The following is an 11,439-nucleotide window of genomic DNA, read 5'->3' as shown; positions in this document are numbered from 1 at the left end:
GGACGGAGGGATCAATGCGCGCTATCGACGCCATATCAGCCCTCCATGCCGAGCAGGATTGTGCCGTATTCGGCAAGGTCGTTCGCAGCCATCCCATGGGATACGACCACCCCGGCCAGCGGCGCGGGCACATCGACCAGCGTATCGAGCACAGCCAGCCGCGCCACCGCGTCGCCCTTGCCCGGCTGGCTCCCGATAGGCAACAACCATGCCACCGTGCCGACATGCGGTGCTCTGATCGTGCAGGCCTGCGCGGCGACCGCCGGCGGCGGAGGCGGCACGGCCGGCGCCACCACGGGTGCGGGGGCCAGCAGCGGATTGGGCGTCCCCAGCGAACGGGCCAGGAAGAAATCCCCTTCCGCGCTTTGCAGGCAAACCTGCTGCCAGCCGCCCGCCAGCATCGCGTCGAGCAAGGCGCGCGCATTGGTAATCGTGCGGCGGGCATTGTCGTCCAGTGCGATCATGCGGCGGCCCCTTTCCGTTCGGCGAGCAGCACTTGTTCAAGCCAACGGGTGTGGATGCGATTGGCCCGGAAATCCGGGTGCGCGATGATTTCGCGATGCAAGCCGATGGTCGTGGCGATGCCTTCCACGCGAAAATCGGCCAGCGCAGCGTCGAGCCGGTCGATCGCAAGATCGCGCGTTGGCGCATGCACGATCAGCTTGCCGATCATGCTGTCGTAATAGGGCGGGATCATCGCCCCTTCCGACATATGGCTGTCGAGACGCACTCCCTCGCCGGTTGGTGGCGCCCAGCGCGTGATCCGCCCGGGCGAGGGCATGAAATCGCGTGCGGTGTCTTCGGCGTTGATGCGGCATTCGATGGCGTGGCCCGTGAGCCTGACCTGGTCCTGCGATACGGACAGGGGCGACCCTCCGGCAATGCGCAACTGCTCCTGCACCAGGTCAAAGCCTGCGATCATCTCGCTGACCGGATGCTCCACCTGGATGCGGGCGTTGACCTCGATGAAGTAGAATTCTTCGCGCGCCACGTCATAGAGGAACTCGCACGTGCCGGCGTTGCGATAGTTGACCGAAGCTGCCAGCGCGCAGGCGCTTTCGTGCAACTGCTGGCGCAAGTGATCCGGCATGGCCACGCAGGGCGCTTCCTCGATCAGCTTCTGGTAGCGGCGCTGCACCGAACAGTCGCGCTCGCCGAAATGCACCACTCCGCCCTTGCCATCGCCCATCAGCTGGACCTCGACATGGCGGGCCTGGGGCACGAAGCGTTCCATGAACAGCGTGCCATCGCCAAAGGCGGCAACCGCTTCGGCCGAGGCGCGGTGGAAGCCGGCTTCGGCCTCGTCGCCGTTGTGGGCAATGACCATGCCGCGCCCACCGCCGCCGGCTGCGGCCTTGAGCAGCACGGGATAGCCGATCCGATCCCCTTCCCGGCGGGCGTCTGCAGCGGTCGCCACGCCATCGCAACCCGGCACCAGCGGCACCCCGGCCGCGCGCGCCATGGCCCGCGCCTGAATCTTGTCGCCCAGCGAGTCGATCACATCGGGTTCCGGGCCGACAAAAGCGATCCCGTTTTCAGCACAGAGCCGGGGCAGGATGGCCCGTTCCGACAGGAAGCCATAACCGGGATGGAGGCCATCGCATCCACTGGCCTTGGCCGCATGGACCACCAGCCGCGGATCGAGATAGCTGCGCGCAGCCTGCGCCGGGCCGAGTACGACTGCCCGATCGGCCAGTCGCGCCGCCACACTGTCACGATCAGCATCGGACACGGCCACGACCGTCTCGATCCCGAGCGCCTGCGCGGCGCGGACTATGCGCAAAGCGATCTCGCCACGATTGGCGACAAAGAGACGCCGGATCGCCATCAGTCGGCCATCAGGGCGAACAGCGGCTGCCCCGCCTCGACCATCGCGCCATCGTCTGCCAATACGGCGACGATCGTGCCGGCCTGCCCCGCCTTGACGGCCGTGAACAGCTTCATCACCTCGATCAGGCAGATTTCATCTTCGCCGCCCACTTTGCCGCCTACTTCGACATAGGCCGCCGCGCCGGGCTTGGGCGCGCGGTAAAACGTGCCCAGATTGGGCGCAACGATGATCACTGCGCCTTCGGGAATGGCACCGGGCGCGGTCACCGGGGGTGCTGCGGCTGGCGCCGCTGACGCCGGAGGCGTTGCTGCCGGCGCCACAGCTGCGGCAGCAGCGGGCGTAGTCGGCGCGGCCGCGGCAGGCTGGGCAGTGACCAGCGCGCCGGCCGCCGGATCGTTGGACAGCAGCAGTTCGAACGGACCGGACCGCATGTGCAGCGTCGCGATCCCGGACCGGGTGAACTCCTCGATCAGCAGGCGAACCTGATCGACCGGATTGTCGATGACTGGTTTGTGCGTCATGGCTCAGAACCATCCTCTGGTTTTGGTTTTCAGCACGCCGTGGCGTGGCGGCTTGCCCCCCTGGGAGCGCGTTCAACGGCGAAGGCTGAGGCTCAAACCTTCGGACTTCAGTTCCACCACCGGCAGCGTCGCGACCTGCATGAGCTTGCGCACGTCTTCCAGTTCGGGCGACGAGAGCAGCGGATAATCGCGACGCACCGGCCCGGCCGCGCGCATCTTGTCGATATCGGGCTGCGGCACGAATGCGCGGTAAAGCAGTTCGTCCTCGTCCTGCGTGCCGTAGCGCTTCTTCAGCGTGTCGAGGTCGGGCATTTCCGGCGGCTGGGCCATCACGTCCTTGGCGCGGGGCGCCGCCATGATCCGGTCCAGCACATCGGCATCGACCGGCGCCACGGGTTCGCCATAGAAACCGGCCGCATACTGGATCACTTCGTCGGGCACGGTGCCATAGCGCTTGCCAGTGACGACATTGAGCACCGCCTGGATGCCGACCAGCTGGCTGAACGGGGTGGCCATGCCCGGATAGCCCAAGTCGCGGCGCACGGCGGCGACTTCGTCGAGCACCTCGGGCAGCTTGTCCATCATCTTGTGCATGGCGAGCTGGGCCTTGAACGTCCCCATCATCCCGCCGGGAATCTGGTGCTGGATCGAGAACTCGTCGTATTCGGCATATTGGTCGACAAGGTTGCCCGATGCCTTGCCCACGGCGCGGAAATGGTCGGCCACGGGCTGGAACAGCGATTCATCGAGGCCGTGGGTATGCCCGCGCAACTGGATATTACGCGCCATGATCTCGGTGGAGGGCACCGAAGGACCGTTGGCCATCGGCCGGCTGGCGGTGTGGATAACCGAAACCCCGCAGTCAATCGCGTCGAGATAGGCCTTGGCCGAAAGCCCCAGCAGGTTGTTCGAGTGAAATTCGATCGGCTTGCCGCCGGCTGCCTGGACCAGCCCAGGCACGAGTTGCTGGATCCGGTACTTCTCCAGAACTCCCGCCGTATCATAAAGCAGAATGGAATCGATGTGCGGGCTGTCCGCCAGCTTCTTCGCATTCGCGATGAAGAATTCATCCGTGTGCACCGGAGAAAGCGCGAACATGATCGCCCCGGCCACCCAGGCACCATTGGCCTCCTTGGCAACCTTGGCGAGGCGCAGCATGTTGTCCATGCCGAACAGCACATCATAGATCCAGAACGAGCGGATGCCGTGCGCGCAAAGCCGCTGCACCCACAAGTCCATCAAGGCCGGCGGAGTGATCCCGAACGTCACGTTGGCATTGGCACGCAGGCCCGCCCGCAACGGCGTATTGGGCATCGAGGCGACCAGCAGGTCGAGGCCCTCCCAATAGTTCTCCTGGCAATAGCGCGTCAGCACGTCGAGCATGCCGCCGCCCGTCAGGTCGATCGTGCTGAAGCCGGTGCGGTCGATCAGCGGAGTGACCGGCAAGGCCATTCCCGCACGCATCCGCAAGCCCCACAAGCTCTGCTGGCCATCGCGCATCGTCTCGTCGAGAAAATCAATGTGGGCCATACCCCACGCTCTCCCTTCCATCAGCCCACGTCATGCCGCAGGCGGAACCATCACTCGTTATCGATCGGAATCGAACCGGCGGCGGCCATCGCTCAGGCCACTTTCCAATCCACGGTGGCGTCTTGCCCAAACTCGTCGCGCAGGGTTTCGATCAGAATCCGTTCGTTGTGCCAGATGGCGGCGCCAAAGGCATGTTCGATCACTTTGGCGCGGCGCAAATAGCGGTGCAGGCCCAGTTCCCAGGTGAACCCCATGCCCCCGTGGATCTGGATGGCCTCGTTGCAAACCTCACGCACCACTTCGCCGGCATAGGCCTTGGCCATGGACACGGCGCGGGCCCGATCGGGGGCATCCTCGGAATAAGCCCAGATGCCATAATAGGTTGCCGACCGTGCGGCCTCCAATGCCACGGCAAGATCGGCGCAGCGATGCTTGAGCGCCTGGAACGAACCGATCGGCTTGCCGAATTGGACACGGGTTCGGGCATATTCCACGGCTGAATCCAGCATCCGTGCCGCGATGCCCAATTGCAGACAGGCGCTCATTGCCGCCCCGCCATCGAACAGGCGCTCGACTGCCGCAGCGGAATGGCCAGCGCCGACCAATGCGTCGGGATCGAGGACGACATCGTCGAACGTTACAGCGCCCAGGCCCGACGTGGGATCGATGTCCTGGTGCGCCCGGATCGAGACGCCAGCGGCTTTCGCCGACACGAGGAACAGGCCTGGCCCGGCGGGCCCCTGTGCCGCCACCGCAAAGTGGGTTGCATCGGCGGCCTCGCGGACCAGCAGCTTGGTTCCGGTCAACCTCCCGTCGGACACGCGCGCCAGCACCGCATGGGGCGCGTCGTCGCAGCCCTTTTCAGACAGGGCGACGGAAACGCGCAATTCGCCAGCGGCAAGCGGCGGCAGGAATGCGTCCCGCTGTGCCGCCGTGCCATGCGAACCCAACACTTCGGAGAGCAGCAGAGTATCAAGCACCGCTGCCGGAGCAAGCGCGCCACCCAGGGCTTCCAGCGAAAGAGCAAGATCGACAGCCTTGAGCCCTGCTCCGCCCTGTTCCTCGGGCACCATCATGGCAAACAGGCCCAGCTCGGCCAGCGCGGTACGCGCCGGGTCGACGGCATCACGACCCAGGTCTGGCGCGCGCAACCCGTCTTGGTCGGCAAGCAGCCGGGCGACGGTATCGCCCAGGCTTTTCTGGTCCTCGTCAAAGGCAAAATACATGGTTCAGTATCCTTGCAGCAGCCGCGCGTCAGCGCGGAAGCCCGAGCACGCGCTCGCCGATGATGTTGCGCTGGATTTCCGACGAGCCGGAGTAGATGGTGAAGGCCTTGGATTGCAGCCAACTGAGCTGGAAACGGCCCAGCGCGAGAGCGGCTGGATCGTGACCCGATATCGGCGCGACAGGGCCGAGGGCGTCCATCGCCAATTCGTACATGCGCTGGGCAGCGTGGCTCCAGTAGAGCTTGGTCATCGAGGCATCGGCACCGCGATCCGCACCATCGAGATAGCGGCTGAACGAGCGCAGGGCGTTGAGACGGACGATCTCGATCTCGGTGATGGCCCGCGCCAGGCGTTGACGTATCGCTGGATTGTCGATCGCGGCGCGGCCGCCCTGCGTGGTTTGGCACAATGTGGCGACCAACTTGTCCAGTTCCTGCTTGAAGCGGACCTGGCGCCCCAGCGCGTCTTCCGGGCCGCGCTCATAGGCCAGCGTGGTCATCGCGATCTTCCAGCCTTCGTTGACCGCTCCGACCACGTTCTCCACCGGCACTTCGACATTGTCGAAGAAGGTCTCGTTGAACTCGGATTCGCCGGAAATCTGCCGCAGCGGGCGAATCGTGATGCCCGGAGAACGCATGTCGATCAGCAGGAACGACAGGCCCCGATGCTTGGGCACATCGGGATTCGTCCGCACCAGGGCAAAGCACCACTGGGCATATTGGGCATAGCTGGTCCAGATCTTCTGGCCGTTGACGATGAACTTGTCGCCCACAAGCTCCGCGCGGGTGCGCACCGAGGCGAGGTCGGAACCGGCATTGGGTTCCGAAAATCCCTGGCACCAGATTTCGTCGGACGAAATGATCGGCGGCAGGAAGCGTTGCTTTTGCGCCTCGCTGCCGTGGGCCAGGATGGTTGGCCCGGCCAGGTTGTGGCCGATGATGTTGATACCCTCGGGCGCGGAGGCACGGGCCATTTCCTCGGCAAAGATGCCGCGCTCGATCAGCGTCGCGCCGCGCCCGCCATATTCCTTGGGCCAGTTGATCCCGCTCCAGCCGCCGGCGTGGAGCTTGCGTTCCCAATCGAGCCGGAACATCGCCCGTTCGTGCTCGTCCTCGGGCTCGAATACGGTGTCGCCCCAACCCTTGGGCAGCGCATCGGCCAGCCACGCCCGCAGTTCGGCCCGGAACGCGCTCTCCTCAGGCGTGTAGTTGAAATCCATCGCGGTGCTCCCTGTCAGTCCTGGCCCGCCGAGGCTCGCTCGGCGGCCCCGGCAAAATCGGGCGCGCGCTTTTCGCGGAACGCCATGACACCCTCGCGGTATTCGGGAGTGAGATAGGCGATGGTCTGGGAATAGGCTTCAAATTCGAGCATTTGCTCGAACGTCGCGGTCTGCGACATGTTGAGCAGCCGCTTGCTCATCGCCATGGCCGTGGGCGATCCAGCGGCGATCTGGCGCGCCATGGCACGCGCCTCGTCCATCAGCGCGTCGTGCGGAACGACCTTGTTGGCAATGCCCAGCGCCAGCGCTTCTTCGGCGGGAACCTTGCGCGCGGTAAAGCACAGTTCCTTCGCCTTGTTGATCCCGACCGCGCGCGACAGGAAAAACATGCCGCCCAGATCGGGCATCAGCCCCACCTTGGCGAAAGCCTGGATGAAACTGGCCTTTTCGCTGGCGATGATGATGTCGCACGACAGCGCTATATTGGCGCCAGCCCCTGCCGCTGCCCCGTTGACCGCGGCGATCACCGGCTTTTCCAGCTTGTAGAGCGGTTCGAGCACTTCCTTGAGTATCCAGCGATGGCGCGCGCGGCGCTGCAGCGGGGTCAGGCTGTCCTTGCTGGCCTTGAGATCGGCACCGGCGCAAAAGCCACGGCCCGCACCGGTCAGGATCACCACCGACACGCCCGGATCGGCGGCGATGCGCGGGATCAGGTGCTGCAGTTCACTGTAGAGCTGGTCCGTCGTCGCGTTCATCGCGTCGGGCCGGTTGAGCGTAACGGTGGCGATGCGCTCGCTCACATCGTAGATAATGTTCTCGTAGTCCATGTCGGCCCCTGTCAATTTTCGTCGTCGGCCGGCGGCACGTGCGCCAGATCGCCGTCGGTGCTGTCCGGGATGGCAAACCACTGTTCCGGCATGCGCAGCGGGATGCGGAAGTCGTGCGCGGGCACGACGATATCTGCATTGTCCAGAACGCGGCGCATGGCTGCTTGCCACACGCGCTCACTCTCGCTGCGGATGTTTCCGGTAAGGAATGCGTCGGACAGCGAACGCAGCGGGTGGTCGGTCGCGCGCGGATCGGCTGGATACCAATAGCGATAGTGATCGCCCAGGTCCGAAACGAGCGCGACGCGCCCCTTTTCCGTCGTCACCACCACCACCTGCATGCCCTCGGTATGACTCGGCACGCTCAGCAAGCGGATGCCGGGGAGAAGGTCGGTGTCGCCTTCGACCAGGCGCAACTGCGCTGGTCGCTTGCGCTCGCTCAGGTTGCGCAGCGTGGATTTCCAGTAAAAGATCCGCTGCGAGGGCACGGGGTCGACCGCCGCCATCAGTTCGGCCCGTTGTACCACCACGCAAGCCTGGGGAAACAGGTCGAGGTTGTCGGCATGGTCGAAATGCAGGTGAGTACACACGACATAGTCGATGTCCTGCGGCCCCAGTCCCTCTTGCCCCAGGGCCGCAGTCAGCGCGGCGTGGCCGCCGCCCCAACCTTTGACCTTCAGGCGCTGATGCACGGTTGGAATGTCGGCCATGCCGCTATCGACCAGTAGGTTCACCGCCTTGCCGGCCACCGCGCCGCGTACCAGCCACACGTGCACGGGATCGCGTACGATGGCCCCGCCGTGCTGCAGGTATAGCTCGCCGATGCGCAGCGTGGTGACCGTCCAGTGGGTCATTCGCCGATCACCTCGAAACGCTCGATGTCGGAAACCGCACCTTTGCGTTCGCCTTGCGTCCACACCGCGCGCACGCGCGTGCCGGGTTTGATCGTCTGCTTGGCGGTTTCCAGGTCATCAATTTCGATGATGTGGATCATCTTGGTGGAAGCGCCGTCGAGCACGATCTCCGCGTAAGCGTAAGGAACCGGCCGGGTCTGGCCATAGACCTCCATGTTGATCAGCGAGCAGGCGCGGATCGTGCCGGTATCGGCGCAGGCCTTCCACGTGCCGGTGCGCTTGTGCGTGATGTCGTCGATCTCGCGCGGGGGCAGCAGGGCCTCGTCGGCGTTGGAACCACGCACCCCCATGACCACGCCATTCTGGCGGATTTCGTCGAACATGCGGCCGTAATAGGGGCCGTAGGCATGGTCATAGTGCAGCGCCATGGCATAGTTGATTACGCCAAGCGGTTCGGCCGGGGTATCGAGTGGCAGCACGTTCCCAACCGGAGCGTCGGGCGCTGGCACAAAGCCTTCGATCGCGGTGATCGACGTGCCCTGCTCGCTGGTCGACCAGCGCGCTGCCACGCGCTGTCCCACCGCCAGCGTGTAGATATCGGCAAGGATCTTGTGCACGAAGGCATTGCGGCAGCCGTCCAGCCGGACAAGGCCGAGAACCACGCCACCGGTGCGGGTAAAGGCCGTCAGTTCGCCGGTTTCCGGCGCCTGGACGAGGGCCACCGGCTCCTCGCCATCGACCGGCGAGAAATCCTGCCCCGGCGCGATCACCGCGCCATCGGCAAACCGCGTGCCGACGATGCGGCGATTGGGCATTTCGGCCAGGAACGTCCCCGCCGACTTGCCGGGGGTGAGCGTGTAGGGCAGCGAGATCGTGCTCTTGAACGTGGGCAGATCGATCGGTGCGGTTTCAGGTGCGTAGAACATCGTCTATCCCTCCTCAGGCGCTAAGCACGGCGCAGCCGCGCAAGTTGGCCCAACCGCCGCCGGACTGGACCAGCGCCAGCTTGGCGTCCTTGATCTGGTGCGTCTCGTTGCGGCCCATCACCTGGGTCGCCGCCTCGATCAGGCGAATGACCCCAACCGCACCGATCGGATTTGCGCCCATGCACCCGCCCGAGGGGTTGACCGGAATGTCACCGTCGACTTGCGTCGCGCCCGAAGCCACCAGGTCCGCCGCCTGCCCCGGCGGGCATAGGCCCAGGCTTTCGTAATAGTTCAGTTCGAAGCAGGAGTAGGGTTCCTGCACCTCGACCACGTCGAACTGGCGACGCGGGTTGGTGATGCCAGCGGCACGATAGACCTGGCGCGATGCGATGGCGAGCGGCTCGGACAGCATCAGCGAGCGCTCGGGCGCGTTATCCGCTTCGCAGCAATAGGCCATGCCACGGATCCAGGCCGGGCGCGTGGTCGAATGGTGGGCCACCTTGTCCGACGCCAAGACGATCGCTGCGGCACCGTCGGAAATCGGCGGCACGTCGAGCAGCTTGATCGGCCAGCACAGCGGCTTGGACGCCAGCACATCCTCGACCGTCACCGCCTTCTTCTGGTGCGCATAGGGGTTTTTGAGGGCGTTGTTGCGGTTCTTGGCCGCAACCATAGCCGCCGCTTCCTCGGTGTGGCCCAGCACGTCCATGCGGGCGCGCCAGTAGGCGGCCGAAAAGCCCATGATCCCCACCGCGAATTCCCGGCCCCAGAAGGGATCGTAAAGCGTCGAGATCGAGTACTGCAGCTGACCTTCGGACAGCTTGTCGTAGGCAACCACCAGCGTGCGGTCGGAATAGCCGCCGGCTACCTGGTAATAGCCAGCCAGCGCACCAGCAAACCCGGCGCCGCCACCGCTGGTAAGCCGGACCACCGACTTGCCTTGCGCCCCGATCGCGTCGACAACCCACTTTTCCGGCTGGTTCACCGCGGCAAACAGCACCGGCCCGGTGGCAATCACCACCGTGTCGATGTCGTCCATCGACAGATTGGCGTCGGCCAATGCCCGGTCCACGGCCTCGCGCACGAGGCCTGCCTGGCTGACGTCGGTACGGCGACGCGCGTGATGCGTCTGCCCGACGCCAACGATTCCTACTTCGCGACCCATGATCAAACCTCGAGAGTGAAGACGCAGTTGGTCTGCATCGCGACACCGCCGGTGCCATGAACGAGTGCGGTCGCGGGAGCCTTTGCCCCTGCCGCAACCGGCGTCGAAAGCCGCTTGGCCGCCTCGGCCAGCCGGACCAGGCCGGTTGCCATGATCGGATCAGCCGGCAGCGCCCCACCTGAAGCGTTGACCGCCGGATCGAGCGCGATCTCGGCGCCCCGGCCCGTAGCCGCCAGGCCCAGTCCTTCAAGCGCGAGCAATTCGCCCACCACCGAACTGCCACTGGTTTCGACCACCTCGGCTGCCGCCTTGTCCCAACCGGCCTTGCCCAGCGCCATGCGCGTGGCGGCCGCGACCGAATCCAGCCGGTTGATGCTGCGGTCAGCAAAGTTGTGCGTTTCCAGGCTGGTGCCCATGCCGGTAATGAACACCGGCGGACGCCCCGTGCGGCGCGCCACGTCTTCGTTGCAAATCAGCACGGCGACCGCGCCATCGAGCGGGCGGGAAATCATCAAATCCGTCAGCGGCCACGCCGCCTCGTCGCCAGCCAACACGGCCGCGGCATCGGGCAAGGTATCGATTGCCACCTTGCCGTTGGCGGCCGCGTCGGCCCAGCGCTTGGCCACGATCGCGGCAAGGGCTTCATCGGTGATCCCGTGCGCGGCAAGATAGCGCTGCGCCTGGATACCCAGGGCGGCCTTTTGACCAAAGCCCACCGGGCGCTGGTAGAACGGCTCGACCATCGCCGACCAGTAAAGGTCGATGTCGGATTCCGAAGGCTTGGAATAAGCAACGATCAGTCCGATCGACGAAGCGCCCGAGCGGATCTTGTTGACGCCATAAAGCGCGCCCCACAGCCCGTCCTCCTCGACGCGCGCCTCTTCCTTGTGGTGAGCGCCAAGCGCGCCCAGGAAACCGCAATTTGAGATCGAGCGACCGTCTAGAACGTCGCTGCCGGAGTCGATGACGAAATCGACATCGTCCAGCGTCAGGCCGGTGCCCTTGAACACGTTGGCGACGACGGACGAAATAAGATCGATGTGCTGCGCGTCACGCCACGCCGGACGCAACTCGGTTTGTGCGGAGGCGAGCACCGCAACCTTACTGAGACCCATTGGCTTCCTCACCCTGTCATTCGCCGAAATTCGCCGCTGCGGACTCCTTCGGCCTCTCCCCCATCTTGTATGCCCGGCGCGTCGCCGATGTCAAAAACAAAATTCGACGTTTCGTCGGAATTTTGGAGATGGAATTTCAGTATATGCGCGATCTAACCCGTGATATCTGCGGTTTTTGGGCCTTGCAATTTCATTTTCCCCGAAACATTATCGGATAGAACAAGG

The 11,439-nt window shown here is 64.9% G+C and carries 11 protein-coding genes; all 11 read right to left on the bottom strand.

The window, feature by feature from the left end; all coding sequences use genetic code 11:
• Positions 1-35: 35 nt before the first annotated feature.
• The gene (locus SCA01S_RS16090) at positions 36-464 is read right to left on the bottom strand and encodes a biotin/lipoyl attachment domain-containing protein (RefSeq protein ID WP_062787510.1); all 429 of its coding nucleotides are present in this window, start codon (positions 462-464) and stop codon (positions 36-38) included.
• A complete protein-coding gene (locus SCA01S_RS16085; RefSeq protein WP_062787508.1) occupies positions 461-1,828 on the bottom strand; it encodes an acetyl-CoA carboxylase biotin carboxylase subunit in 1,368 nt (455 codons plus the stop codon). The genes SCA01S_RS16090 and SCA01S_RS16085 overlap by 4 nt, the downstream gene beginning before the upstream one ends.
• Positions 1,828-2,352 (bottom strand): biotin/lipoyl-containing protein, encoded by a 525-nt coding sequence (locus SCA01S_RS16080; RefSeq protein WP_062787505.1) that lies wholly within the window; start codon positions 2,350-2,352, stop codon positions 1,828-1,830. Before SCA01S_RS16080 ends, SCA01S_RS16085 begins: the two co-directional genes overlap by 1 nt.
• 72 nt (positions 2,353-2,424) lie before the next feature.
• A complete protein-coding gene (locus SCA01S_RS16075; protein WP_062787502.1) occupies positions 2,425-3,882 on the bottom strand; it encodes a pyruvate carboxylase in 1,458 nt (485 codons plus the stop codon).
• Positions 3,883-3,974: 92 nt separating this feature from the next.
• Complete coding sequence (locus SCA01S_RS16070; RefSeq protein WP_062787499.1) at positions 3,975-5,108, bottom strand: acyl-CoA dehydrogenase family protein; 1,134 nt, start codon at positions 5,106-5,108, stop codon at positions 3,975-3,977.
• A gap of 28 nt (positions 5,109-5,136) precedes the next feature.
• On the bottom strand, positions 5,137-6,327 hold the full coding sequence (locus SCA01S_RS16065) for an acyl-CoA dehydrogenase family protein (protein WP_062787496.1): 1,191 nt from the start codon (positions 6,325-6,327) through the stop codon (positions 5,137-5,139).
• 14 nt (positions 6,328-6,341) lie between these two features.
• On the bottom strand, positions 6,342-7,154 hold the full coding sequence (locus SCA01S_RS16060) for an enoyl-CoA hydratase/isomerase family protein (protein ID WP_062787493.1): 813 nt from the start codon (positions 7,152-7,154) through the stop codon (positions 6,342-6,344).
• Positions 7,155-7,165: 11 nt separating this feature from the next.
• The gene (locus SCA01S_RS16055; protein WP_062787490.1) at positions 7,166-8,008 is read right to left on the bottom strand and encodes an N-acyl homoserine lactonase family protein; all 843 of its coding nucleotides are present in this window, start codon (positions 8,006-8,008) and stop codon (positions 7,166-7,168) included.
• Positions 8,005-8,934, bottom strand: coding sequence for an OB-fold domain-containing protein (locus SCA01S_RS16050; RefSeq protein ID WP_062787487.1), 930 nt, complete (start codon positions 8,932-8,934; stop codon positions 8,005-8,007). The genes SCA01S_RS16055 and SCA01S_RS16050 overlap by 4 nt, the downstream gene beginning before the upstream one ends.
• A 13-nt stretch (positions 8,935-8,947) precedes the next feature.
• Positions 8,948-10,099: a thiolase C-terminal domain-containing protein gene (locus tag SCA01S_RS16045; RefSeq protein ID WP_062787484.1), complete on the bottom strand. Its 1,152-nt coding sequence runs from the start codon at positions 10,097-10,099 to the stop codon at positions 8,948-8,950.
• Between the two features lie 2 nt (positions 10,100-10,101).
• Entirely contained in the window at positions 10,102-11,214 is a 1,113-nt protein-coding gene (locus SCA01S_RS16040; RefSeq protein ID WP_062787481.1) for a thiolase C-terminal domain-containing protein, read from the bottom strand.
• Positions 11,215-11,439: the final 225 nt, after the last annotated feature.

Source organism: Novosphingobium capsulatum NBRC 12533 (genome assembly GCF_001598375.1).
GTDB lineage: Bacteria > Pseudomonadota > Alphaproteobacteria > Sphingomonadales > Sphingomonadaceae > Novosphingobium > Novosphingobium capsulatum.
This window is presented reverse-complemented; position numbering and strand designations above follow the sequence as displayed.

Bases quoted from the DNA above. Each gene is read 5' to 3' on its own strand.
- SCA01S_RS16090 (WP_062787510.1), bottom strand. From the start codon at position 464: ATGATCGCACTGGACGACAATGCCCGCCGCACGATTACCAATGCGCGC.
- SCA01S_RS16085 (WP_062787508.1), bottom strand. From the start codon at position 1,828: ATGGCGATCCGGCGTCTCTTTGTCGCCAATCGTGGCGAGATCGCTTTG.
- SCA01S_RS16080 (WP_062787505.1), bottom strand. From the start codon at position 2,352: ATGACGCACAAACCAGTCATCGACAATCCGGTCGATCAGGTTCGCCTG.
- SCA01S_RS16075 (WP_062787502.1), bottom strand. From the start codon at position 3,882: ATGGCCCACATTGATTTTCTCGACGAGACGATGCGCGATGGCCAGCAG.
- SCA01S_RS16070 (WP_062787499.1), bottom strand. From the start codon at position 5,108: ATGTATTTTGCCTTTGACGAGGACCAGAAAAGCCTGGGCGATACCGTC.
- SCA01S_RS16065 (WP_062787496.1), bottom strand. From the start codon at position 6,327: ATGGATTTCAACTACACGCCTGAGGAGAGCGCGTTCCGGGCCGAACTG.
- SCA01S_RS16060 (WP_062787493.1), bottom strand. From the start codon at position 7,154: ATGGACTACGAGAACATTATCTACGATGTGAGCGAGCGCATCGCCACC.
- SCA01S_RS16055 (WP_062787490.1), bottom strand. From the start codon at position 8,008: ATGACCCACTGGACGGTCACCACGCTGCGCATCGGCGAGCTATACCTG.
- SCA01S_RS16050 (WP_062787487.1), bottom strand. From the start codon at position 8,934: ATGTTCTACGCACCTGAAACCGCACCGATCGATCTGCCCACGTTCAAG.
- SCA01S_RS16045 (WP_062787484.1), bottom strand. From the start codon at position 10,099: ATGGGTCGCGAAGTAGGAATCGTTGGCGTCGGGCAGACGCATCACGCG.
- SCA01S_RS16040 (WP_062787481.1), bottom strand. From the start codon at position 11,214: ATGGGTCTCAGTAAGGTTGCGGTGCTCGCCTCCGCACAAACCGAGTTG.